The 21,859-nt window shown below is 65.5% G+C and carries 17 protein-coding genes, 1 tRNA gene and 1 pseudogene; 5 read left to right on the plus strand and 14 right to left on the minus strand.

The features are described 5' to 3' along the window. Nucleotides 1-67: 67 nt before the first annotated feature. A complete protein-coding gene (locus AC0QSG_RS12160; protein ID WP_435727971.1) occupies nucleotides 68-319 on the minus strand; it encodes a cell division protein CrgA in 252 nt (83 codons plus the stop codon). Between the two features lie 176 nt (nucleotides 320-495). On the opposite strand from AC0QSG_RS12160, the gene AC0QSG_RS12165 reads away from it, so the two are divergent. Genes AC0QSG_RS12165 through AC0QSG_RS12175 form a run of 3 tightly spaced genes read left to right on the plus strand, consistent with a single transcriptional unit; the run spans nucleotide 496 to nucleotide 2,110 of the window. Continuing rightward, nucleotides 496-1,290: a class E sortase gene (locus AC0QSG_RS12165; RefSeq protein WP_475375571.1), complete on the plus strand. Its 795-nt coding sequence runs from the start codon at nucleotides 496-498 to the stop codon at nucleotides 1,288-1,290. Between the two features lie 8 nt (nucleotides 1,291-1,298). Next, nucleotides 1,299-1,469: a hypothetical protein gene (locus AC0QSG_RS12170; RefSeq protein ID WP_435727968.1), complete on the plus strand. Its 171-nt coding sequence runs from the start codon at nucleotides 1,299-1,301 to the stop codon at nucleotides 1,467-1,469. Then, complete coding sequence (locus AC0QSG_RS12175; protein WP_475375572.1) at nucleotides 1,466-2,110, plus strand: anthranilate synthase component II; 645 nt, start codon at nucleotides 1,466-1,468, stop codon at nucleotides 2,108-2,110. Before AC0QSG_RS12170 ends, AC0QSG_RS12175 begins: the two co-directional genes overlap by 4 nt. Before the next feature lie 27 nt (nucleotides 2,111-2,137). Here the strand turns inward: AC0QSG_RS12175 and pknB are convergent, their stop codons facing one another. The 8 genes from pknB to AC0QSG_RS12215 form a co-directional block, all read right to left on the minus strand. Beyond that, nucleotides 2,138-4,168, minus strand: coding sequence for a Stk1 family PASTA domain-containing Ser/Thr kinase (pknB, locus tag AC0QSG_RS12180; RefSeq protein ID WP_475375573.1), 2,031 nt, complete (start codon nucleotides 4,166-4,168; stop codon nucleotides 2,138-2,140). Between the two features lie 22 nt (nucleotides 4,169-4,190). Next, nucleotides 4,191-6,116 carry a protein kinase domain-containing protein gene (locus AC0QSG_RS12185; RefSeq protein WP_475375574.1) on the minus strand — a complete coding sequence of 642 codons (1,926 nt, stop codon included), beginning with the start codon at nucleotides 6,114-6,116 and terminating at the stop codon, nucleotides 4,191-4,193. Beyond that, the gene (locus AC0QSG_RS12190; protein ID WP_435727960.1) at nucleotides 6,113-7,558 is read right to left on the minus strand and encodes a peptidoglycan D,D-transpeptidase FtsI family protein; all 1,446 of its coding nucleotides are present in this window, start codon (nucleotides 7,556-7,558) and stop codon (nucleotides 6,113-6,115) included. Before AC0QSG_RS12190 ends, AC0QSG_RS12185 begins: the two co-directional genes overlap by 4 nt. After that, nucleotides 7,555-8,985 (minus strand): FtsW/RodA/SpoVE family cell cycle protein, encoded by a 1,431-nt coding sequence (locus AC0QSG_RS12195; protein ID WP_475375575.1) that lies wholly within the window; start codon nucleotides 8,983-8,985, stop codon nucleotides 7,555-7,557. The genes AC0QSG_RS12190 and AC0QSG_RS12195 overlap by 4 nt, the downstream gene beginning before the upstream one ends. Further along, on the minus strand, nucleotides 8,982-10,394 hold the full coding sequence (locus AC0QSG_RS12200) for a PP2C family protein-serine/threonine phosphatase (RefSeq protein WP_475375576.1): 1,413 nt from the start codon (nucleotides 10,392-10,394) through the stop codon (nucleotides 8,982-8,984). Before AC0QSG_RS12200 ends, AC0QSG_RS12195 begins: the two co-directional genes overlap by 4 nt. 1 nt (nucleotide 10,395) lies before the next feature. Beyond that, nucleotides 10,396-10,878, minus strand: coding sequence for an FHA domain-containing protein FhaB/FipA (locus AC0QSG_RS12205; protein WP_475375577.1), 483 nt, complete (start codon nucleotides 10,876-10,878; stop codon nucleotides 10,396-10,398). Further along, complete coding sequence (locus tag AC0QSG_RS12210) at nucleotides 10,875-11,609, minus strand: FhaA domain-containing protein (protein ID WP_435727954.1); 735 nt, start codon at nucleotides 11,607-11,609, stop codon at nucleotides 10,875-10,877. The genes AC0QSG_RS12205 and AC0QSG_RS12210 overlap by 4 nt, the downstream gene beginning before the upstream one ends. A gap of 93 nt (nucleotides 11,610-11,702) precedes the next feature. Continuing rightward, the gene (locus tag AC0QSG_RS12215; RefSeq protein ID WP_475375578.1) at nucleotides 11,703-12,749 is read right to left on the minus strand and encodes an ISAs1 family transposase; all 1,047 of its coding nucleotides are present in this window, start codon (nucleotides 12,747-12,749) and stop codon (nucleotides 11,703-11,705) included. A 275-nt stretch (nucleotides 12,750-13,024) separates the two neighbouring features. Between AC0QSG_RS12215 and AC0QSG_RS12220 the strand changes: the two genes are divergently transcribed. Beyond that, nucleotides 13,025-13,108 (plus strand) — tRNA-Leu (locus tag AC0QSG_RS12220). A gap of 253 nt (nucleotides 13,109-13,361) precedes the next feature. On the opposite strand, the gene AC0QSG_RS12225 is transcribed toward AC0QSG_RS12220, so the two are convergent. The 5 genes from AC0QSG_RS12225 to AC0QSG_RS12245 all read right to left on the minus strand — a co-directional run bounded on the left by AC0QSG_RS12225 (nucleotide 13,362) and on the right by AC0QSG_RS12245 (nucleotide 20,350). Next, the gene (locus AC0QSG_RS12225) at nucleotides 13,362-14,117 is read right to left on the minus strand and encodes an IclR family transcriptional regulator (RefSeq protein WP_475375579.1); all 756 of its coding nucleotides are present in this window, start codon (nucleotides 14,115-14,117) and stop codon (nucleotides 13,362-13,364) included. A 213-nt stretch (nucleotides 14,118-14,330) separates the two neighbouring features. Continuing rightward, nucleotides 14,331-15,701, minus strand: a complete 1,371-nt coding sequence (locus AC0QSG_RS12230; RefSeq protein WP_475375580.1) for an FAD-binding oxidoreductase — start codon at nucleotides 15,699-15,701, stop codon at nucleotides 14,331-14,333. Between the two features lie 75 nt (nucleotides 15,702-15,776). After that, entirely contained in the window at nucleotides 15,777-16,205 is a 429-nt protein-coding gene (locus AC0QSG_RS12235) for a GlcG/HbpS family heme-binding protein (protein ID WP_475375581.1), read from the minus strand. After that, nucleotides 16,202-18,382, minus strand: a complete 2,181-nt coding sequence (locus AC0QSG_RS12240) for a malate synthase G (protein ID WP_475375582.1) — start codon at nucleotides 18,380-18,382, stop codon at nucleotides 16,202-16,204. The genes AC0QSG_RS12235 and AC0QSG_RS12240 overlap by 4 nt, the downstream gene beginning before the upstream one ends. A 174-nt stretch (nucleotides 18,383-18,556) precedes the next feature. After that, a complete protein-coding gene (locus AC0QSG_RS12245; protein ID WP_475375583.1) occupies nucleotides 18,557-20,350 on the minus strand; it encodes an L-lactate permease in 1,794 nt (597 codons plus the stop codon). A 248-nt stretch (nucleotides 20,351-20,598) separates the two neighbouring features. Here AC0QSG_RS12245 and AC0QSG_RS12250 point away from each other — a divergent pair. Continuing rightward, a pseudogene (locus tag AC0QSG_RS12250) lies at nucleotides 20,599-21,667 on the plus strand (M14 family zinc carboxypeptidase). Nucleotides 21,668-21,859: the final 192 nt, after the last annotated feature.

The raw sequence follows: 21,859 nt of genomic DNA on the forward strand, positions 1-21,859 counted from the left end.
AAGGAGCATCTACCTCAGTCGAAACGAGAGGGGCGGGCGGGAACTCAGTCGAAACGAGAGACGAGGGCTAGCGCCAGCGGGTCGTCATGACGAAGCCGACCATGGCGAACCCGAAGCCGATCACGATGTTCCAACCGCCGGCGACCACGATGGGCAACAGGCCCTCGGAAATGTAGTAGACGATGATCCACAGCAGGCCCAGGATCATGAGGCCGAACATCACCGGCTTGTACCAAACGGGCAGCGGCTTGTAATCGCCGGACGCCGCGGGGGTCCGGTCTGGACGGCGGTCCTTGCGGCGCATCCTTGACTCTGGCACTGCGTCTCCTGACCTCAGTCGGCGGAACAATCCCCGGTTCCGGCCGACGGACGATATTCTGGCTGTGGACCCGCCGATTCGAGGGAAGGACGGGCGACCGTGGTGCCCCCATCCTATCCGTTGCACGGACCTCGACCAGTGGACCGCGGGGCGCGCCACCGAACCGAAGGAGAGCCGTGCCCGCAGAGCCCACGCGCGGTCGGACCGGCATCGCCCGGCGGGCCATCGGCGTCGTCGGCGAGCTCCTGATCACGGCGGGGCTGTTGCTCCTGCTATTCGTCGCCTGGCAACTGTGGTGGACGAATCTGGAGGCGGACCGGAAACAGGAGGCGGCCACCACGGCCCTGGCACGGGAGTTCGGCGACGTGGCGGTGCCCGGACTGGTTCCGGAGACGCGGGAAGGGGACGACCCGGAAGCGGCTGCATGGTCGGACCGCGCCGAGTTCGGCGAACCGCCCAAAGCACGGCGCGCGCTGGACGGCTCCACCTTTGCGATCATGTACATCCCACGCTTCGGCGAGGATTTCGCCCGGCCGGTGACCCGCGGCGTTGGGCCGGATGTCCTGGATAATCTCGGGATTGGCCACTATCCCTCCACACAAATGCCGGGCGAACCGGGAAATTTCGCGGTTGCCGCTCACCGGCAGACGCATGGCGGGGTCTTCCGAGGCATCGACCGGTTGCGCGTCGGAGACCGGATCCACGTGCAGACGTCCGAGGGCTACTACACCTATGCGTACCGCAGCACCGAGATCGTCCATCCTACGCAAACGGAGGTCCTGCTTCCCGTTCCGCACCGTCCGGACGCCGTGCCGGAGGCCCCGCTCCTGACGCTGACCAGCTGCGATCCGCCCTTCAGCACGGCCATGCGGATCGTCTCCTACGCGGAGTTGGAATCGTGGCGGCCTTCGTCGGCCGGTCCACCGGCAGCCATAGCCGACGCCGTCGCGGCCACCGTGGCCGGGAAGTAGGGGACGCCATGTACGCCTGGATCTTCCGGCACCTGCCCGGCCGGCTCTGGACACGGGTTCTCATTTCGCTGTTGCTGATTGTCGCCGTCATACTTGTCCTGATGGAATACGTCTTCCCGTGGGCCAACCAATTCAGCCCATGGACCGATTCGACGATTGGCCTGGTGCTCCCGCGATGACCGCCCCCGCACGGATCCTCGTGATCGACAACTACGACAGCTTCGTCTACACCCTGGTGGGCTACCTCCAGGAACTCGGCGCGGAAACCACGGTCGTCCGGAACGACGACGTGACGCTCGCCGAGGCGATCGAGCTGGCAGCCAGCCGCGACGGTGTCCTCGTGTCGCCCGGACCGGGCACTCCCGCGGACGCCGGAGTGTGCGTGGAGATGATCAAGTGGTGCGGCGTCGAATCGAAACCGATGCTCGGCGTGTGCCTGGGGCACCAGGCCCTGGCCGAGGCGTATGGCGGCGTCGTGACGCATGCCGAGGAACTGATGCACGGCAAGACGTCGCTGATCCACCACGGCGGCCACCCGGTCTTCCACGACGTGGCGGACCCGTTCACGGCCACTCGCTACCACTCGTTGGCCGCCGTGCGGGACACCGTCCCGGACGTGCTGGAGATTATCGCGGAGACCGGCGGGGGCGTGGTGATGGGCCTCGCGCACCGGGACGCGCCGCTGTGGGGCGTGCAATTCCACCCCGAATCCGTGCTCACGGAGGGCGGGTACCAGATGCTGGGGAACTGGCTCGAGTCCCTGGGCGTCCGCGGGGCAGCGGCCAAGGCGGCCACCCTGAGCCCGCTCATCAAGGAGTAGCCGACCCACGAACGCCCCGCCTCGCGGCTACGGCTGCTGGCCGGGCGCCTCGCTGGCGTTTCCGCGGCCGGAGTTCCCTGGTCCCCCTGCGTTGTCGGGTCCCCCCGCATTGCCTGCGTTGCCGTTGCCCTCGTTGTCCGGTTCGTCGGAGCCCGCCGCCGGGCTGGAGTCGGCGGGGGCGCTGGACGCGGGGGCGCTGGGCGGGGGGGATTCGCTCGGAGCGGGTTCCACCGGTGCGTCGGGCTCTTTTGTGACGGTGATGACGACCGTTCCGCCCTGTTCGAGAGAGGTCCCGGCCTCCGGCTGCTGCTTCGTGATCGTACCGGGCTCCAACACCGTGTTCTCCACCTCGACGACGCTTGGGGAAAGTCCCACGGCCTCGTCGGCCAGGGCCTTGCGCGCCTGTTCCAGCGTGAGGTCCAGGAGGTTGGGCACAAACACCTCGCCGGTGGACAACACCAGATCCACGCTGCTGCCCGCCTTGACCTGCTCCCCGAGCTTCGGATTGGTGGCGATGAGCCGGTCGGCGCGCACGCTCGCGCTGTTCTCCTGTGTCACGTCGCCGACCCTCAGTCCCAGCTCCTCGAGGACGCGCGTCACGGACGCTTCCGTCTGCCCCGCGAGGTCCTGCGGCAACGTCGCCTGTTCCGGCCCCTTGGAGATCAACAACCGGACCCGGCTACCGACGGGGGCCTGCTGGGACGCCGCGGGGTCCGTGCCGACAGCCATGCCCTCGGGCGCGGAATCGTCGAAGACCTCCTCCGCTGCCGGCACCAAATTCACGGCCATCAGCGCGTTTTGGGCCCGCGTCTGGTCCATGGAGGCGACGCTGGGCACGGCGACGGACACGTTCCGTGCGAGTTCCTGTTGGTTCCAGTTCCAGAAAAGCCACGCTCCGACACCGATAACCAGCAGGGTAATCACGGAGAACACGGTGATCCAGGCCCGACGCCGGCTGGTTTCGTAGCGCCTTCGCTCCGCTAGCTCGCCGTTCGGGTGAGGGTGTCCGGGATCCTCCATGATCCCCAGCGCACCGGTTGCGGGGCCTCCCGCGGGCGCGTCGGCGGCGCCGCCCGCCGCCACCGACGGGGCGAAGGCGGAGGCGAGCGTCTGGGTGGGGTTGTCTTCGACGGTGTCGAGCGCCCGGGTGGAGGCAGCGGAGACGGCCAGGGCCGTGGTCGCGTCGCCGCGGTCCCCGGGAACCGGCGTTCCGGCAGCCGCGGCCGCAAGTGCCTTGGCGAACGCGTCGGCGTCCTGGTAGCGGTCGTCGCGGTCCTTGCGCAGGGCGACCGCGACGATGCGGTCCAACTGAGGCCCGACGTCGGAATTCAGTTCGCTGGGCGGGGGCGCCTCTTCGCTGACGTGCTGGTAGGCCACGGAGACCGGACTGTCGCCGACAAAGGGCGGACGGCCGGTGAGGAGTTCGTAGAGCAGACATCCGGCGGAGTAGAGGTCACTCCGGGCGTCGACGCTCTCGCCGCGCGCCTGTTCGGGGGAGAGGTACTGGGCCGTTCCCACGACGGCCTGCGTCTGCGTCATGGTCGCCGCCGAGTCGGCGAGGGCGCGGGCTATCCCGAAGTCCATGACCTTGATCGCACCGTCGGCCGTGACCATGACGTTGGCGGGCTTGATGTCCCGGTGGACGATCCCCTTGCGGTGGCTGTAGGCCAGCGCCGTCAGGACCCCGAGGGTGTGGCGAACCGACGATTCGACCGTGAGCTCGCCCGAGCGCACCAGATCGCGCAGGGTCCGCCCGTGCACGTATTCCATGACGATGAACGGCGCCCGGACATCATGTTCCTGGGCGTTGGGTGACTCCTCCTCGCCCGTGTCGTACACGGCGACGATGGCGGGGTGGTTCAATCCGGCAACGGCCTTCGCCTCGCGGCGGAAACGGCTCTGGAACACCGGGTCCCGGGCGAGGTCCCGACGCAGCAGCTTGATGGCCACCTCGCGGCCGAGACGAACGTCGGTGCCCTGGTGCACGTCGGCCATGCCGCCGCGGCCAATCAGGTCGCCGACGGCGTAACGGTCATTGAGAATGCGGGGTTCAGTCACGGGGTTCCTCTGGATGCCGTTCCTAGCCGTCGGCCGGTGGGGACAGCTCGGGCAGGATGCTCGAGCTCGCCGGCGCGGCTGAAGGCTCCGTGCTGTCGGCCGCCGTCGGCGTGGGGGTGGGCGTTGGGGTGGGTGTCGGCGTGGGTGTCGGCGTGGGTGTCGGGGTTTCGGAGGGTCCCTCCGACAGGGTGAGTGCGACCTCCGAGCCCGGGTCCACGTCCTGGCCCTCCCCGGGATCGACGGACACGACGGTTCCCTCCGGTTGGTCGCTGGCGGTCGTGCCGGAGGACACGGGGATCAGCCCGGCGTTGCGGATCGAGGCCGCGGCTTCCTGTTCGCTTTGGCCGACGAGACCGGACGGCACGGTCGCCTGCTCTTCCTCCTCCGGCGGGACCGCGTAGACGAGGTTGATGGTCTCCCCGCGGGTGCGCTCTCCGGTGGGCGAGACCGCCAGAACGGTGTTCTCGGGTTGCTCGCTTTCCTGCGGTTCCGTGGTCACCTCGAAGCCGAGCGCCACGAGGTCCGCGCGGGCTTCCTCCAACATCCTGCCGAGGTAGGCGTTCTCGCTCACCGTGATGGTTTCCGGCGCGGCGGTGGTGGCCGGGGCGGAAGTCGCCGGCGCGCTGGTCGAGGACGGCGCCGAGGATGACGAAGACGAGGACGACGACGAGGAGCTGGACGGCGACGAGGGTGCGGACGACGTCGGTTCATCGTCACCCGCGGGGATCAACGGCAGCAGCAACGCGCCGAGGACGGCGAACAGGATCAGGGCCACAAGCGCGATCAAGGGCCAGGTCCAGGGGCTTCTACGCCGCTTGGCGGGCTCTTCATCGGCGACTTCCGCGGCCTCGTCGTCGTTCGCGTCCGGGTTCCAGCGCCGACTGGCCCCGACGACGGAATCGAAATTTCCGTCCTGTGAGGCGGCTGCTGCACCGGCCGCCGCGCCGGCCGCACCCGCTGCCCCGGCCCCGGCCACGGTCGGCAAGGCGCTGGTGCTGGGGGCGCGGTTCGAGCCACCCGGCGTCGGATTGGCACGCGTGGCGATGTCGTCGGAGGAAACGGCTGCGGTGGGGGCCGTTTCCGCGTTGAACAGGAGCATCCCGGGGACCGCGGCCTCTGCGGCCCGGATGTTTCCGGCTCGGATGGCCTCCGCGGCCTCTGCCAGTTTCGTGGCGTTTGCGGGACGGTCCTCCGGGCTCTTGGAGAGCATGGACATGATGAGGGCGCGGACCGGCGCGGGGATGGACTCCGGCAGTGGCGGCGGCGAATCGTTCACCTGCGCGAGGGCGATCGCGATCTGGGATTCGCCGGAGAACGGACGCCTCCCGGCGAGGCATTCGTACCCGATGACGCCGAGCGAATAGATGTCCGAAGAGCCGGTCGCCTGCTGACCGGTGGCCTGTTCCGGGGCGAGGTACTGGGCGGTGCCCATGACCTGGCCGGTGGCGGTGAGCGGAACCTGGTCCGCGATGCGAGCGATGCCGAAGTCGGTGATCTTCACGCGGCCGTCCGGGAGGATCAGCAGGTTCCCGGGCTTCACGTCGCGGTGCACCAGCCCCTGGGCGTGGGCGGCCGCCAGGGCGCGCGCGGTCTGTCCGACGATGGACAGCGTACGGTCCGGCGACAGCACCTTCTCGCGTTCGATGACGGAGGAAAGGGGCGGCCCCGGGACCAGCTCCATCACGAGGTAGGCGGAACCGCCCTCCTCGCCGTAGTCGAAGACGTTGGCTATCCCGTTGTGGTTCAGCAGAGCGGTGTGGCGGGCCTCCGCACGGAAACGCTGGAGGAACCCGGGATCGCCCGTGTACTCCTCCTTGAGGACCTTGATGGCCACGATGCGTCCGAGGATCTGGTCCTTGGCCTTCCAGACTTCACCCATGCCACCGATGGCGATGCGGTCCGTCAGTTGGAACCGTCCGCCCAGGGTGATTCCTGATGTTGGCCTCACTTGTTGAACACCGCCTCTAGGATCTTTTTCATGTTGGGACTGGTGAGCGTGCTTCCGGTCGGGTATTCGACCTTCTCGATGACGATCGTGACCGCCACCTCTGGATTGTCGGCGGGAGCGAACCCGGTGATCCAGGAGTTCACGAGACCGGAGTCGCCGATCTCCGCGGTACCGGTCTTGGCTGCGATGTCCAGCCCGGGGATGTCCGCGGCGGCCGCCGTCCCGCCGTCGAGCGGACCGCGCATCAGCTCCGTGACCTGCTCGGCGACCTCCGGGGTGGTGGCCGTGCTGAACTCCTCGGGTGTGCTTTCGCTCAGGACCCGTAGATCCGGCGCGACCACCTTGCGCACCAGGTTGGGCTTCATGATGACACCGTCGTTCGCGATCCCCATGGCAACCATGTTCATCTGCAGCGGAGTGACCTTGACGTCGAACTGGCCGATCGCCGATTGCGCCAGTTGGGCGTCGTTGAGGTCCGGAGGGAAGACGCTCGGGGTGACCCGGAGCGGCACCTGAAGCTGTTGGCCGAAACCGAAGCGTTCGGTGACGTCACGCAGGGCGTCCTGGCCAACCTTCTGGCTCATCTCCACGAAGGGCGTGTTGCAGCTCTGCGCCATGATGAAATCCAGCCTGGCCCGTGGCTGCTGGGTGCAGATGCCCTCGCCGAAGTTGCTCAGTTCCGCGGTGGTGCCCGGCAGGGTGACCTTGGATGGGTTGTCGATCACCGTGTCGAGGTCGTACTCCCCGGATTCGAGCGCGGCGACGACGTCGAGCACCTTGAACGTGGAGCCGGGGGCGATCAGGTGGCCGATGGCGGGGTTGATGTTCGGGCTCAGGCCCGGTGTTTTCAGGATCTCGTCCATGTTGGCCTGTGCCTGGCCGGTGCTGTGGATGGCGAGGTCGTTGGTGTCGTAGGACGGTTTGGAGACCATGGCCTTGATGTCGCCGCTGGACGGGTCGGACACGATCGCCGTGGCCTGGACGCCGTCGGGCAGGATGTCGTAGACGGCCTTCTGCAGCTCGGAGTCGATGGTCAGCTCCACGGAGGCGCCCTCGTTGGTCCCGCCGGACAGCAGCGCGATCATGCGGTCGTAGAACTGGCTGTCGCTCTGGCCCGACAGTTCCTCGTTCATGGCGAACTCGAGGTGGCGGGAACCGAACGCGAGCGAGTAGAACCCCGTGAGGTGCGAGTAGAGCTTCGGATCGTTGTAGACGCGCTGGTAGTCGAACTGACCGTCGGCGTCCACGGATTCGGCAATCGGTTCCCCGTCCACGAGGATCGCACCGCGCGGGAGGTCGAAGTCGCGGAAGAGCTGGCGGTTGTTCAGCGAGTTGGACGTGAGGTCTGCCGCGGCGAAGAACTGGATGTAGCTCAGCGCGCCGAGCACCAGCACGAACATCAGCATCACGGAGATCCATACGTTGCGAATGGCCTGGTTCATGCCGGTCCTCGCTTGCCGACCGGTTTGCCGGCCCTTTTCGTGTCGGGACCCTTTTTGCCCACGGAGGGAGCGGACGTCGCCCGCTCGAGGTCGGTCATCGGCCCGCTGGCCGCTGGCCGCCGGGCGTTGTGTGAGACCAGGAGCAGAAGGGCGACGATGATCCAGTTGGAAAGCATCGCGGATCCTCCGGCGGACATGAACGGCGTGGTCAGCCCGGTCAGCGGGATCAGCCGGGTGACGCCGCCCATCACGACGAAGCACTGCAGGCCGATCGTGAAGGACAGGCCCGCGGCGAGCATCTTGCCGAAGGCGTCGCGGGTGCCCAACGCGGCGCGGATTCCGCGGCTGACCAGTAGCACGTAGAGCAGGATGACGGCGGTGAGCCCGATCAGGCCGAGTTCCTCGCCCAGCGCCGCGACGATCATGTCCGAGTTGGCGAGGGGCACGAAGTCGGGGCGGCCGTTCCCGATTCCGGTGCCGGCCAGCCCTCCGTTGGCGAGGCCGAACAACCCTTGGACGATCTGCCGGCTGCCTCCGAACTGGCGGTCGTAGATTTCGGGGTCGAATGCGTTGATCCAGGAGTCCATGCGCAGTGAGACGTGCGACATGAAACGGGCCGCCAGGACGCCGGCCACGGCGATCATGCCCAGGCCGATCACGATCCAGCTGATGCGAGCGGTGGCGACGTAGATCATCACCATGAACAGGCCGAAGAACAGGATCGAAGAACCCAGGTCGCGCTGGAACACCAGCACGCCGATGCTCACCAGCCAGGCCACGACCATCGGTCCGAGGTCGCGGCCGCGCGGAAACTGCATGGGTCCGAACTTGCGGCCGGCCAAAAGGATCAGGTCCCTGTTGCTGGAGAGGTATCCCGCGAAGAAGATCGACAGCGTGATCTTCGCGAGTTCGCCGGGCTGGAAGGAGAACGGGCCGAGGCCCACCCAGATACGGGCGCCGTTGATCTCCAGCCCGAGCCCCGGAATCAGCGGCATGAGCAGGAGGATGGCGCTCACGGCCAGGAAGATATAGGTGGCCCGGCGCAGGACCCGGTGGTCGCGGATGGCCCACAGCGTGATCATGGCAGCGGTCATGGCCACGCCGGTCCACAGGAGCTGCCGGGTAGCCGCGTTGTCGTCGTTGACCAGGTCCAGGCGGTGGATCATGGCCAGTCCGATCCCGTTGAGCGCGACCACGCAGGGCAGGATGATCGGGTCCGCGTACTTGGCCCAGATGCGCAGCACTACGTGCATGGCGATGGCGAGGCCGGCGAGGATGCCGCCCTGGGTCGCGAAATCAGGGTCCAGCCCGTCGGGATTGCTCAGGCTCACCAGGTAGTTGGCGCCTACGGCCACGGCAAGTGCCAGAACGAGAAGGAAAAGCTCGGTGTTGCGGCGGGCGACCGGGGCCGTCTGGATATCCGTCATGGTGCCACCTCCTCGCAGTAGCTGGGCAGGGTGGGCGGCGCGTCGCCGGACTCGGGCGCGCTGGGAACGATGACGGGACATGACTGCTTGGCGGTGATCGTCAATTCGCGGACGATGTCCTGGGCGTGGCCGAGGTCCTTGGCCGGCAGCGACGTCCGCAGGCGTTGCTGGGTGTAGGAGGGCAGGGCTTCGAGCGGTATCGGCGTCACCGTGTCCACGTGGGAGAGCTTGATCGGCCCCAGATCCTGGGAGACGCCGTTGAAGATTGCGACGCGGCCACTGTCGTTGCCGACGTAGTACTGCGTCTGCGTCCAGAGGTAGCCCAGACTCAAGACAGACAACAGAATCAGGCCCATGATTGCCATGAAGGCCGGTATCAGCCAGCCGCGGGACGGGGGCCGCATCCGACCGTGGTCCTCCGCGGCGTCCCCGTGCGGAGGCATCGTGGTGGAGGCCTTGTGGGTGAGGATCGCCGCAGCGCGTTTCTCGGCGGAACGCTGCGTGACCACGGGGATCCGGCCCGTGCGGGTCGCCAGCTCGGCGGCGCCGACCAGTGCGTGGGGCCTATGGGATAGTTCGTGGCGGATTACGGCGGCGCTTGCCTCGACGTCGCCGTCGCGCGCGATCTGCAGCATCCCGGTGTCGGGTGCGGATTCGTTGCCCGCCGAGGGAGGCGCACCGGCGTCGTCGTCCTGCGAGACCTCGACGACAACGATCGTGACGTTATCCGGGGAACCGTTGGCGAGGGTGACCTCGACCAGGTCATCGACCGTCTCCTGCAGCGAGGAAGTGCCGCGCATGATCTGTTCTGTGATGGTGTCGGGCACGACGGCGTTGAGTCCGTCGGAGCAAAGCAGCCAACGTTCGCCCGGTTCGACCTCGTACTGCTCGATGTCCAGCTCGGGGCTGGCGTCGGAGTCGCCCAACACGCGCATCAACACGTTCTTGTGCGGGTGGGTTTCCGCCTCCTCCGGGCGCAATCGACCCTCGTCGACGAGTCGCTGGACGAACGTGTGGTCCTTGCTGACCTGTTCGAACACCCCGTTCTTCAGGCGGTAGGCCCGGGAGTCGCCGATATGGGCGTACTGGAAGCGGTCTTCCGTCAACAGCAGCGCCGTGACCGTGGTGCCCATCCCGGAAAGCTTCGGGTTGGCGTTGACCAATTCGTTAAGGATGGAGTTAGCGGTCTGGATCTCGTCCGGCAACACCGTTTCGGCGCCCACCTGGTTCGCGTGGTCCAGATGTACGAGGTCCAGCACGGTGGACGCGGACGCGACATCGCCACCGACGTGACCGCCCATGCCGTCGGCAACCACCGCGAGGTAGCGCCCGGCATAGCCGGAATCGTCGTTCTTGGCGCGGACCTTGCCTACATCGGACCGCGCCGCGAACCGCAACGTGAGGGCCATGCTACGGCCTCAACTCCATGACGGTTTTGCCGATCCGGATGCGCTGCCCCGGGTCCACCGGCTGCGCGCGGGTCAACTGGCTCTCGCCCAGGTAGGTGCCATTCGTGGATCCGAGGTCCTCGATGAACCAGCGGCTGCCCTGCGGGAAGAGGCGGGCGTGCCGACCGGAGGCGTAGTCGTCCTCCAAGACCAGCGTTGCCTCTTGGGCACGGCCCAGCAGGATGGGGCTGGCAGCCAGGTCCAGGGTGGTTCCCGCCAGCGGTCCTTCGAGTACGGCCAGCGTCCGAAACGTCTGTTTGGCGGGTTGTTCCGGTTCCGCCGTCGCCTGGGGGTTGTTGCGGGCCTGTCGCGCGCTCGGGGCTCCGGTGCGTTCACGCTTGCCCACGACGAGGTCGCGCCGCAACGCGCCGACGATGCTGAGAATGAGGATCCAGAGAAGGATGAGGAAACCGAGGCGCAGCGCGGTGAGGACTAACTCGGTCACGGGCGGCCTCCAGTGCGTTGGGGCAAGAGTCGGAACGTGATCCGGGTACGGCCCATGGCGACAATCGAACCATCGAAGAGCTCGGCGCGGCCGTCGACCCGCTGGCCGTTGACGTAGCTTCCATTCGTGGATCCGAGGTCAACCGCGAAGACGGATCCACCCTCCCGGAGGATTTCGACGTGTCGGCGTGAGACGCCCGGGTCGTCCACGGGAATGTCGGCGTCCGAGGCGCGCCCAAGGACGATCGAATCCGCGTTGAGGGCGTAGCGCTGCCCATTGAGATCCAGAACGGGTTGCAGGCCTGCGGGCTGGTGGGCGGGCGCGGCCGGTGTGGCGGGGGCGGCCTTGGCCGGTGCGGCCTCCTTGGAGATCGTTGCCTCCACGGCGAAATGGCCGACCTTCAGGGACCTGTCCTTCCTGAACGAAACGCGGACCGGTCCCTGCAGCGTGTACCGCTGGCTCCTGGCGTGTTCGATGGCCACGTCGCACAGCTCGCCCGCGAGGGGCTCGCCCCATTCGCGTGCCTTGGCGAAGTCGTCCTCGCCGAGCTGGACCGTGAAGACATTGGGCGCCAACGTGCGTCCCTGCGAGAGGGTAAGGGAGCGGGTGTCCATCTCGTGGCGGAGTCGGCTGGCGATCTCCACGGGTTGGACGTCCGCGGAACCGGAGCCCCGGAACACGCTAGTCACCAGCTTTTCCAAGCCGCGCTCAACGTTGTCTACCAAGCCCATGGGCGCCGCTCCTCTCGCTGTCGTTGGTGTTCGCTGTGGACCGCCGCGATGCGCGGCGGAACGGCGGACCGGTTGGCCCGTGCCTTTCCGATACTACTTGCCCCGCCTAGGAATAGGTCCTAGGGGTGCCGAATCACACCCATATGGAAACGTTCGGGATGTCCGTGTTGGTTCCATGCGGTGCGGCGCGGTGCGGGCGGTTGTGGCCCCGCGCACCGGTGGAGTGCCCCGATTAGCAGGGCGATTTCGAAGTCCGGTGAGTTGGCGCACGGTTTCTGGTTCGTGGTCCAGCGCGCGCAGGCCGGCCATGACGTGCGCGGCGTGGCCGGTGCGGACTTGGGAGGCGTCTTCGCGGTAGGCGGTGTCGCGGACCCAGTGGAGTCGGTTCTCGATGCCCCAGTGGCCGCGGATCAGTTCCGCCAGTTCCGTGGCTCCGGCGAGTTTCGGTGGTAGCGACGTGATCACGTAGGCGAGCTCACCGGTTTTGTTTTCGGTGCCGTGCTCGTTGCGGCCGCGGATGATCCGCATGGTCTGGGCGGCGTGGGGGAACCCGATCCAGGCTTGGGCCGGTTGGACGGCGGCTTCCCGGGTGCTGGTGCGGCCGTGGGCCTTCTCCCGGGCTTGGTATCCCGGTGTCCGGCGGGACCAGCCTTGGGAGGCTCTCCTCTCGCGCAGGGCGTGTTGGTTGGCTTTGACAGTGAAGACGTAGTGACCGCCGCGGGCGATGATCGCCTTGGCTTGCACGCCGAGGGTGTGCAGGGCATCGATGGTGACGACCTTTCCGTCCAGGCTCCCGAGACGGTCCAGGAGCAGGGGCAGGTGGGGGATCTCGTTGGTTTTCACGCCGATGGCCTCCTGGGCCAGCACGGTGCCATCGGCCTGGTCCAAAGCCGCCATGAGGAACACGCGGTCCCCGTTGGCGTGCTTGGATCCGCGGACCTCCTTGCCGTCGATCGCGATCGCCGGCAACGGCGTATCCGAGGTCCTGGTGCGGGCAGTGGTCCAGGCCGCGACCGCGGTGTCGAGGCCGACGGGGTCCACCAGCAACGCGATGCGGTGGATCATGGCCAGGGATGGTGCCCTGCCGCAGCCGAACAGGAGCCGGTCCCGGTGGGTGCGGTCGGCCCATTCACGGATCATCGTCAGCGTGCGAGCACCGCAAAGAAGCGCTGTGAAAGCAGGTTCGTGGGGGAAGATTGCATCGGGGGACTCCTGTGTCTCGGCGTTGTGGTAAACACCGGATTCACAGGAGTTCTCCTTGATTAAAAGCCGCCGCGCCGGGCACAGGTCAATACCGGATCGATGCAGCCAGCCCCACCGGACTTTGAAATAGCCCTGCCCGATTAGGCAACCCGCCACGGTGCCGGTTATGATTGATCTCGCTGTTCGGGGGGAAACCCTCGATTCGGTGATTTGCGCGAGTGGCGGAATTGGCAGACGCGCTGGCTTCAGGTGCCAGTGCCCGCAAGGGCGTGGGGGTTCAAGTCCCCCCTCGCGCACCGAGGGATGTTTGCGAAACTCTGAATAGTGAGTTTGTGAAACTCCCGAAATGCGAATGGAAAGCCGGTCACCCCGAAAGGGTGGCCGGTTTTTCTTGTTTAGCCTCAATACCGTTTACTTAGGCCCCGTTCTGTTACGGGAAGGCCCTTGTTGTCCGGACTCCGTCTGCTTTTGGTCATGGCTATGGCGTCAAGGGGCGGCTCCCTTGTAGCCGTTGTCCAGCCATGGGCCCGGCCTTTGGCGCTGTCAGGATCAGTTGCCGTTGAACTCGTCCGATATGGCTTGGGCAGCCTCGCGGAGCAGCGGAACGGCGCGTTCGCCGAAGGATTGGTCCACGCGGGACACCGGTCCGGAGACGGAGATGGCGGAGGGAGTGGGCGCGTTCGGTATGGGCATCGCGAAGCACCGAACCCCCAGCTCTTGCTCCTCCTCATCTATCGAGTAACCCCGTTCCCGAACCAGCTCTAGGTCGGCTAGGAGGCTCTCGACGTCGCTAATGCTCTTCGGAGTGGGAGTTGGCATGCCCGATCGGGCCAGGATCCCGCGGACCACGTCGTCGTCAAGCTGGGCCAGGATAGCTTTGCCCACGCCCGTGTCATGCGTGTGTGCGCGGCGGCCCACCTCCGTGAACATGCGCATCGAATGCAGGGAAGGGACCTGCGCCACGTAGATCACCATGTCCGAGTCGAGGACGGCCATATTCGAGGTCTCCCCCAGCCTGTCCACTAGTGTTTTCAGTTGCGGTCGGGCTACGGCGCCGAGCTGCTTGTTCGCTCCTTCGCCCAACCGGATCAACCGCGGACCCAAGGCGTACCGCCGGTTCGGCAACTGGCGGATATAGCCCAGTGACACCAAGGTGCGGAGCAGGCGGTGGATGGTGGGCAGTGGCAGATCTGTGGATGAAGCCAACTCGCTGAGTGTGGCGTCGCCTCCCGCGTCGGTGATCAGTTCCAAGAGTTCGAAGACCCGCTCAACGGACTGGACGCCTCTACGGGCTTGCTCAGTCATCTAGCTGCTCCTGTGGCTCGGTTTCTGACAACACTTGTCCGCATCGTGAAAAGATGTTTGATCCTTCAAGATACCTCAAAGAGAAGCTTGCCAGCCGGTTGAGGACCGTCGCACTTCACCGCCGCCATCGACGTGGCCACGGCTGGGCGCCACCCGGGTGGCCGCAGCCGCGTCACCTTTTCACTCGACGGGATAGAGGGACCGCGGGTCTCGCTAGATGGCTTTACCCGGGTTCAAAATTCCCTGCGGATCGAACACATTGCGAATCGACCGCTGAAGTTCCAGCGAAACGCTGCCGAGCTCTTCCTCCAGCCAGTCCCGCTTGAGCAGACCGATGCCATGCTCGCCCGTTAATGTGCCGCCGAGGCGCTGGGCGAGGTAGAACATGTCACCGAGTGCCTTCTTGGCGGGGCCTTCGGTGATGGATTCGTCGGGCTCTACGACGATCATCGGGTGAAGGTTGCCGTCTGCCGCGTGGGCAATGTTGAAAATTCGAACGCCGGTTTTCCGTGAAATGTCTTCCAGCCCCGCAAACACTGCGGACAACTGGTTTCGAGGCACGCCGATATCGCAGATCGAGACCCGTCCAAGCCGCTCAAGCGACGGGATGGCTTCCCTTCGTGTGGCCACCAGCGCATCCGCGTCCGCGGGTTCAAGGGCTTTCTCGATGTAACTGGCGAAAGGCTCGATAGCTTGCAGCAGGACATCCTGCTCCAAGAAGGCGCCGTAACCGTCGGTTTGGGCCAACAGAAAGGCGCCGCCCTTGGAGCGATGATTGGTGCCGTGCGCCGCGTCTACTGCTTCCAGAGTTGGGCCGTCCATGAGTTCCAGCACCGAGGGCTGCAGCCGGGCCGCGATGATGGCGGACGCAGCGCGGGCGGCGGCAGCGACGTCCGGGAAATAGGCGGCAACGGTAGCGGTCTGGATGGGGCGGGGTCGCAGGCGCAACGTGGCTTCCACCACGACGCCGAGCGTGCCTTCAGAGCCAATCATCAGGGCATTCAGGTCATACCCAGTAACCCCCTTGATCGTATTGCGTCCCGTCCGCAACACCCGGCCGTCGGGCAGGACGACTTTGAGGGCCAAGACGGATTCCCGCGTCACGCCGTACTTTGCGCACCACATTCCACCGGCGTTTGTGGCGATATTGCCGCCGATGGAACAGATTGCCGTACTCGCGGGGTCCGGCGCATAGAAGAGGCCGTGAGCCCCCGCTGCGGCATTCACTTCAGCGTTGAGAACGCCGGGTTCCACGACGGCCAGCTGCTCCACAGGGTCGATGTGGAGGATCTTGTTCATCCGGGCCAGGTCAAGAACCACCTCGCCCGCGTGGGCCGAAGCTCCCGCAGCCAATCCCGTGCCGGCGCCGCGGGGAACCAACGGCACGTTGTGTGCCGCTGCCAGCTTCATGGTGGCAACCACTTCCTCCGTGCTCGTCGCGTACACGACGCCATCCGGAAGGCTGGGCGGGACGTAACCAGACCGGTCCGTGCTGACCCGGACACGTTCGTCCAACTGGGTCGACGAGTGGGAGCTGGCGTTCAGGAGTGCAGTAGACGCTGTGGGAGCTGTTGTAGTGCTCATGCAAGGAAACCTCTTTGTTTTCTTGGGCGATACGGATGGAACGGTAGTCGTCTGAAGCGCAAACCACGGGGGCGCTTAGGCCACTTGCGCCATGAGACCGATCGCCTCGATCGCCGACACTGCCGCTGTTTCATCGTTGTCGGAGCTGTCTCCGCTAATGCCGACGGCGCCCTTGACCGTATTGTCTTCATCTCGGACGAGGACGCCGCCGGGTACGGGTATCAAGCGGCCTGCGAGGGCGGCGGTTGCCGCGGCGATGAAGTAGGGTTGCTGCTCTGCGCGCTCCATGAGCGCCCGTGAGCCCATCCCCAGTGCGAGGGCACCGTAGGCCTTGCCTTGGGCAATTTCGAAACGGTTATTCGATGCGCCATCCTGGCGAACGGCGGCAACGACGTGGCCTCCTGCGTCGAGGACGACGACGGTCAGTGGTTTGAAGTTGTGTTGCTCACCGGAGGTGAGGGCCTGGGAGATGATGGATTGGGCAGTGGCTAGATCTAGGTTCATGAAGTGCTCCTGGCGAGGTTGTCGAGGTGTTTCTGTGCGGCTCTACGCCGGTGTAAAGCGGGCTCGGTGTATCCGGACGGTTGTGCGGCGCCGTCAAGGACGAGCTCGCGGGCGGCAAGGAACGCCTCGGTTTCAAACTCGGGGGACATCGGCAAATAGCTTGGATCTGAGGCATTCTGCTCATCGACGACCTTGGCCATGCGGCGCAGCGATTCTTCGACCTCGTCCGTACTCACGACGCCATGCTGGAGCCAGTTGGAGACGTGCTGCGAGCTAATGCGGCAGGTGGCTCGATCCTCCATGAGTGACACTCCAGCAATATCGGGGACTTTAGAGCATCCGATGCCCGCGTTGACCCAGCGCACTACGTAGCCCAAGGTGCTTTGGATATTGTTGTCCAGCTCATTGCGCCGAGCGCTGGCGTCCCAGCCGGTCGGGTCCCCGACCGGGAGCGTAAGCAGCTGACGCAGCGTGGATCGACGCTCCCCAGCGAGGTCTGCCTGTCGAGCGTCCACGTCAACCTGGTGGTAATGGATGGCGTGCAGGGTTGCCGCGGTGGGCGAGGGAACCCAGGCGCAGTTGGCGCCAGCGAGCGGGTGCGCGATTTTCTGGGCGAGCATATCCGCTAGGTTGTCCGGTGCCGCCCACATTCCCTTGCCTATTTGCGCCCGGCCGCGGAAACCGCACTCCAGCCCGATGTCGACGTTGGCGTCCTCGTATGCGGTAATCCAGCTGGAAGAGCGCATGTCCGCCTTGCGCACCATGGGCGCTGCGAGCATCGAGGTGTGGATCTCGTCTCCGGTGCGGTCCAAGAAGCCGGTGTTGATGAACACTACGCGATCGCGGGCCTCCCAGATACACGCCTTGAGATTCGCCGAGGTTCGGCGCTCTTCATCCATAATTCCGATTTTGAGCGTGAGCGGGTCAAGGCGCAGCACCGACTCGGTGCCCGCAAGTAAAGCGCAGGCCACAGCGACTTCATGCGGTCCGTGCATTTTCGGCTTCACAATGTACACCGAGCCGGTCCGCGAATTGTGGCGCGCGTTTTGCCCGCGAAGGTCGTGTACGGATCCCAGCCCCGTGAACAAGGCGTCGAGGATTTCTTCCGGCACCGGCTGACCAGCCGAATCAAGAATGGCGTCACTCGTCATGAGGTGGCCGACCTGGCGGATGAGCAACAGCGACCGGCCTGTCATGGCCAATTCGGACCCGTCAGGTGCTGTGTATTGACGGTCAGCATTGAGTTTTCGGGTGTACGTGCCCCCACCCTTGGCGACCTCGGCTGTGAGCGTGCCCTGCATCAGCTGTAGCCAATTTCGGTAGCCGACCACCTTGTCCTCCGCGTCGACGGCCGCGACCGAGTCTTCGAGGTCCATGATGGTTGTGACTGCGGATTCCAGCACAATGTCCTTGACGCCGGCCGGGTCGTCCGAGCCAATGGCGTGGGTGGCATCGATCTGGATTTCCACGTGCAGGCCGTTATGGACGAGTAGTACGGACTCGGGCGCATCCGCTGCTCCCCGATAGCCACGCAGTTGGTCGTCTTCGGCTAGCCCTGTAGTGCCGTCCGCGGTCTCGGCGACGAGGACGTTGCCGTCGATGCGGTAGGCGGTGACAGCCGCGTGCGAGCCGGCTTTCAAAGGCGCGTGCTCGTCGAGGAACTGACGCCCGCGGGCGACGACGGCGGCGCCCCGGACGGGGTTGTAGTCGGCGGTTCGGCCACGTCCCTCCGCCTCGTCGATGACGTCGGTTCCGTATAGTGCGTCGTACAGCGAGCCCCAGCGGGCGTTGGCCGCGTTGACCGCAAAGCGCGCATTCAGCAGCGGTACGACCAATTGAGGTCCGGACACCGTGGCGATTTCAGGGTCGACCTGATCCGTCGTGATAGTGAAATCTGCGGGCTCATCAGCCAGGTAGCCAATCGAACGCAGGAACTCCTCGTACACCTCGGGATCCGCGGGACCGTTCGTGCGATGGAACTCGTCGATCTGCTGCTGCAGCTGCTCACGAACACTCAGCAGCTCGGACACCTTTGGTGAGAACTCCTCGATGAGCGCCGCGGCACCGCTCCAAAAGTCATTCTCCTCGATGCCAGTGCCGGGCAACGCCTCGTCCCGCACAAAGGCGTAGAGCTCCTCGGCCACGTCAAGGCCGTTAGTGTCAATTCGCTTCGACATGATCCTCGCCTAATCTCTGATATTCCACAAAGCGGAAACAACTTTCCAACAAGTAGAATCTAACGACCGTACCTACGTCCTGTCAATGCTGTCCCGCACATGTGATGGCGCGGTCCGGTGGAGGCGACGGCGCATCCACCGGACCATCTCACGTAGAAGCCTGAAGAGCGGCCGTCAAGGTCGGGTTTGGATCCCGACGACTTCACGGCGTGGCTTGTGCTTCAGCATCCACCGGACCAGCAGTCCAAGCCCCGCGATCAGCATGACCAGCATGATGGTGCCGACGTTGAGGCCCAGCCCGTGGATAAAGAGGAATGCGACGATGCCCGCAGTAAGGCAGTAGTAAATGGTGACAAGGATGGTCTTTCGCAGTAGATCCCCTTCCCTCCCCAGCAAGCCCACGGTCGCCGATGCGGCGACGATGTTGTGGATCGCGATGGGGTTACCGCCGGCGCCGCCTACGGCTTGGGCCGCTACTACAGCCTCCGGGGGGACCCCGATCTGGGCGCCAGTGGAGAACTGGAACTGCGAGAATGTCAGGTTTGACACCGTATTGGAGCCAGCGACAAACGCTCCCAGGGCACCGACCCACGGCGCTATGAGCGGCCATGATCCGCCGGAGATCGCGGCCGCACCTTCGGCGAGCGTGACGGGCATGCTGGAGAGCCCGGAGGCGTTCAGTTCCGGACCGGACTGGATGAGGATACGGACCATGGGAACGGCAAAGAGCAGCGCCACTGCGGTGCCGACAAGCTGGCCGGCAGAGACCTTTACCGCCTGCAGGATCTGCTTGCCCTTCATCCGGTGCAGGACGAATGCGAAGCCGGAGGCAAGAATGAGCACGAAGCCGGGCAGGTAGAACGGCTGAACGCTGGTGGAGATGTCGGTGCCCAGAATGTTCGTGAAGGGGATGGCGAGGCCGGTGAGGAAGCCCTTGAGTTCCGGAATGACACGGGTTGCCACGAGCAGCAGCCCCATCAGCACATAGGGTGCCCAAGCGCGCACAAGGCTCATGTTTGCCGTCATGTCGGCGGCCTTGGCAGGCTCGAGGGTGCCCATCCAGCGGTCCGACCAGCTGGAGCGGGGGCCGAAGTCGAAAGTTTCCTTTGGCATCAGGAAGCCGCGGCTGGAGGTGAACATGACGATCACAAGCCCGATCAGTCCGCCAAAGAGTGACGGGAATTCCGGACCCAGGAGCCGGGCGGTCAGGACGTAGGGAACGGTCATGGCCACGGACGCGTAGATGGCGAATGGCCAAACCGACAGGCCGTCCCGGAAGCGCTTTTCTTGGCCGAAGAATCCTGTGAGCATGCAAACCAAGATCAGAGGTATGAGCAGGCCGACGATGGCGTGGATCGCGGCAACTTGAAATCCGATGGAGCTCACGAATTCCGGCATGGTCAGGCCCAGAACGTTGATACGTTCGGCCACAGCGGGATCGCCGCCGAGCCCCTGGCCAACGCCGACGAGGATCGGCGTACCGACGGCGCCGAAGCTCACCGGTGTGCTCTGGATGATGAGTCCCACCATGACTGCAGCCATGGCAGGGAAACCGAGCGCCAGCAGCAGCGGCGCAACGACGGCCGCGGGGGTGCCGAAGCCTGAGGCGCCTTCGATGAAACTCCCGAACAGCCAACCGATGATGATGGCCTGAATGCGGCGGTCGGGGGAAATATTGTTGAATCCGGCACGGATCGCAGACATAGCGCCGCTCACCGTGAGGGTGGAAAGCAATAGGAGTGCGCCGAACACTATGTAGAGCAAGGTACCGGCAGTAATGAGGCCTTCAAGGGTGGCGGCGAGCACCCCTGTGAAGTCCATTTGCCACACGAACAGCGCCACGAGCACTACGGCAACGTAGCCGACCGGCATGGCATATTTGGCTGGCCAGCGAAAGCCAGCAAGGAGGACACCGACCAAGAGGATCGGCGCTAATGCTAAGAGAGCCAGTACGGCTAGGTTGTCCACGTAAATCCTCCACGTTGAGGGGGTGACAGAGTGATGGTCAGACCACAGACCATAGCGTGTTTTTTTGCATACTGTGAGCCAAGCCACGTTTTATGTCGTGGCTGCAACCGACCTGAGCAGTCTTCCTTGTGGCCCCGTACGCCCAAATAATTCCTTGACGGGGGCGGCGGCAGGGCGGAGACCATCACCCGCAACGGAATCGCCGTGGAGTACCACTACGGACTACGTGTTGGGCCAGGCGAGCGCCGATGGCCAAGAGGTTCTTCCCTCGGACCGCCCGTGTCCGGCTAAACCTGGGGTTTTATTGCGCCTGCGCGGGCGCCGTCGTCGCCCAGCCGGCCTTCGGCGTCGGAAATGGTCCGGGCTAGGGCGGGAACGAGACCATCAACACCTCCATCCTGCACACGTACGACGAACTGGCGGCCGAGCTCAAAAAGCAGGACGCCAAGCAGGACGCGATGGAGCAGGAGGTGATCGGACAGTTGGTGAAGGGCCGGGACCTCTACCTGGCGAAGTACGTTTCGGATCCGGGCAACCCCACTATCCTGTTCCTGACGCAGCAGCAAGGGAACGAGCAGCTCACCACCGAGGGCGCGCTGGAATTCATCAAGCACCTCGGCACCGGCAAGTCCCGCGGAGTGCTCGACGGCGTCAACGTCCTCGTGGTGCCGATGCTGAACCCGGACGGCGCCATGGGCGACGTCGGCTTCTCCCTGGACGACTACATCGCCTCCGGGGACCGGCACCTGACCCGCTACAACGCCAACGAGGCCGACCTGAACCGCGACCACGTCTCCATGATCGAACCCGAGACGCGCGCCCAGAACACCAACGTGATGTCTGCCTACGCTACTCGCCAACATGGTGGACCTGCACCACCAGGGCGCCAAGAGCGAGCGCAACGGGAAGCTGGTTTCGGGTTCGATCCTCTATCCGACCACCCCCAACGTGGATCCCGATGTCCTGTAGGGACCGAAGAAGCTGGGCGGCGTCGTCTTCGGCGCGGTCGATTCGATCGGGTGGGGCCACCTCGGCAAGTACGTGGGCGGCACGGCGCAGACCATCAGCCGCAACGGAATCGCCGTCGAATACGGGATCTCCACGCTGCTCTTCGAGATGCGTGGCATGAGCGACCACAAAAACCCGGACGCGGTCCTCGGCCAGAAGAGCAACGGCTACCTGATCAGGCAGACCGTCACGACCCTGGACGCGACGGTGCGCGCGATCTCGGACGGCTCGATCGACGACGTCGACACCTCCTTCTGGGACTCGCTCGCGGAGCAGAACGTCCGCGGGGAGTACCGGAAGGCAGTTTGACGCCGGTGCCCCACCCGGGTAGGGCACCGGCGTCGTATGCTGTGGGTGAGAAGCCCCGACGCCGGCATCCATCCGCGCCGCGACCTCGCGGGCGCCGGCGTCCTTGGCGGCCCGGACCGGCGACGACTGCGTTCTCGTAGATGTCCTCGTGGACGTAGAGGCGCCTCAGTGCGGCGCAGGTCGGGCGGAAGT

This window comes from Arthrobacter sp. LT660, from assembly GCF_056172845.1.

Coding starts and splice junctions, on each gene's coding strand:
- AC0QSG_RS12170 (WP_435727968.1), top strand. CDS start 1,299: ATGTACGCCTGGATCTTCCGGCACCTGCCCGGCCGGCTCTGGACACGG.
- AC0QSG_RS12175 (WP_475375572.1), top strand. CDS start 1,466: ATGACCGCCCCCGCACGGATCCTCGTGATCGACAACTACGACAGCTTC.
- AC0QSG_RS12190 (WP_435727960.1), bottom strand. CDS start 7,558: ATGAACCAGGCCATTCGCAACGTATGGATCTCCGTGATGCTGATGTTC.
- AC0QSG_RS12195 (WP_475375575.1), bottom strand. CDS start 8,985: ATGACGGATATCCAGACGGCCCCGGTCGCCCGCCGCAACACCGAGCTT.
- AC0QSG_RS12200 (WP_475375576.1), bottom strand. CDS start 10,394: ATGGCCCTCACGTTGCGGTTCGCGGCGCGGTCCGATGTAGGCAAGGTC.
- AC0QSG_RS12210 (WP_435727954.1), bottom strand. CDS start 11,609: ATGGGCTTGGTAGACAACGTTGAGCGCGGCTTGGAAAAGCTGGTGACT.
- AC0QSG_RS12215 (WP_475375578.1), bottom strand. CDS start 12,749: ATGATCCGTGAATGGGCCGACCGCACCCACCGGGACCGGCTCCTGTTC.
- AC0QSG_RS12225 (WP_475375579.1), bottom strand. CDS start 14,117: ATGACTGAGCAAGCCCGTAGAGGCGTCCAGTCCGTTGAGCGGGTCTTC.
- AC0QSG_RS12230 (WP_475375580.1), bottom strand. CDS start 15,701: ATGAGCACTACAACAGCTCCCACAGCGTCTACTGCACTCCTGAACGCC.
- AC0QSG_RS12235 (WP_475375581.1), bottom strand. CDS start 16,205: ATGAACCTAGATCTAGCCACTGCCCAATCCATCATCTCCCAGGCCCTC.
- AC0QSG_RS12240 (WP_475375582.1), bottom strand. CDS start 18,382: ATGTCGAAGCGAATTGACACTAACGGCCTTGACGTGGCCGAGGAGCTC.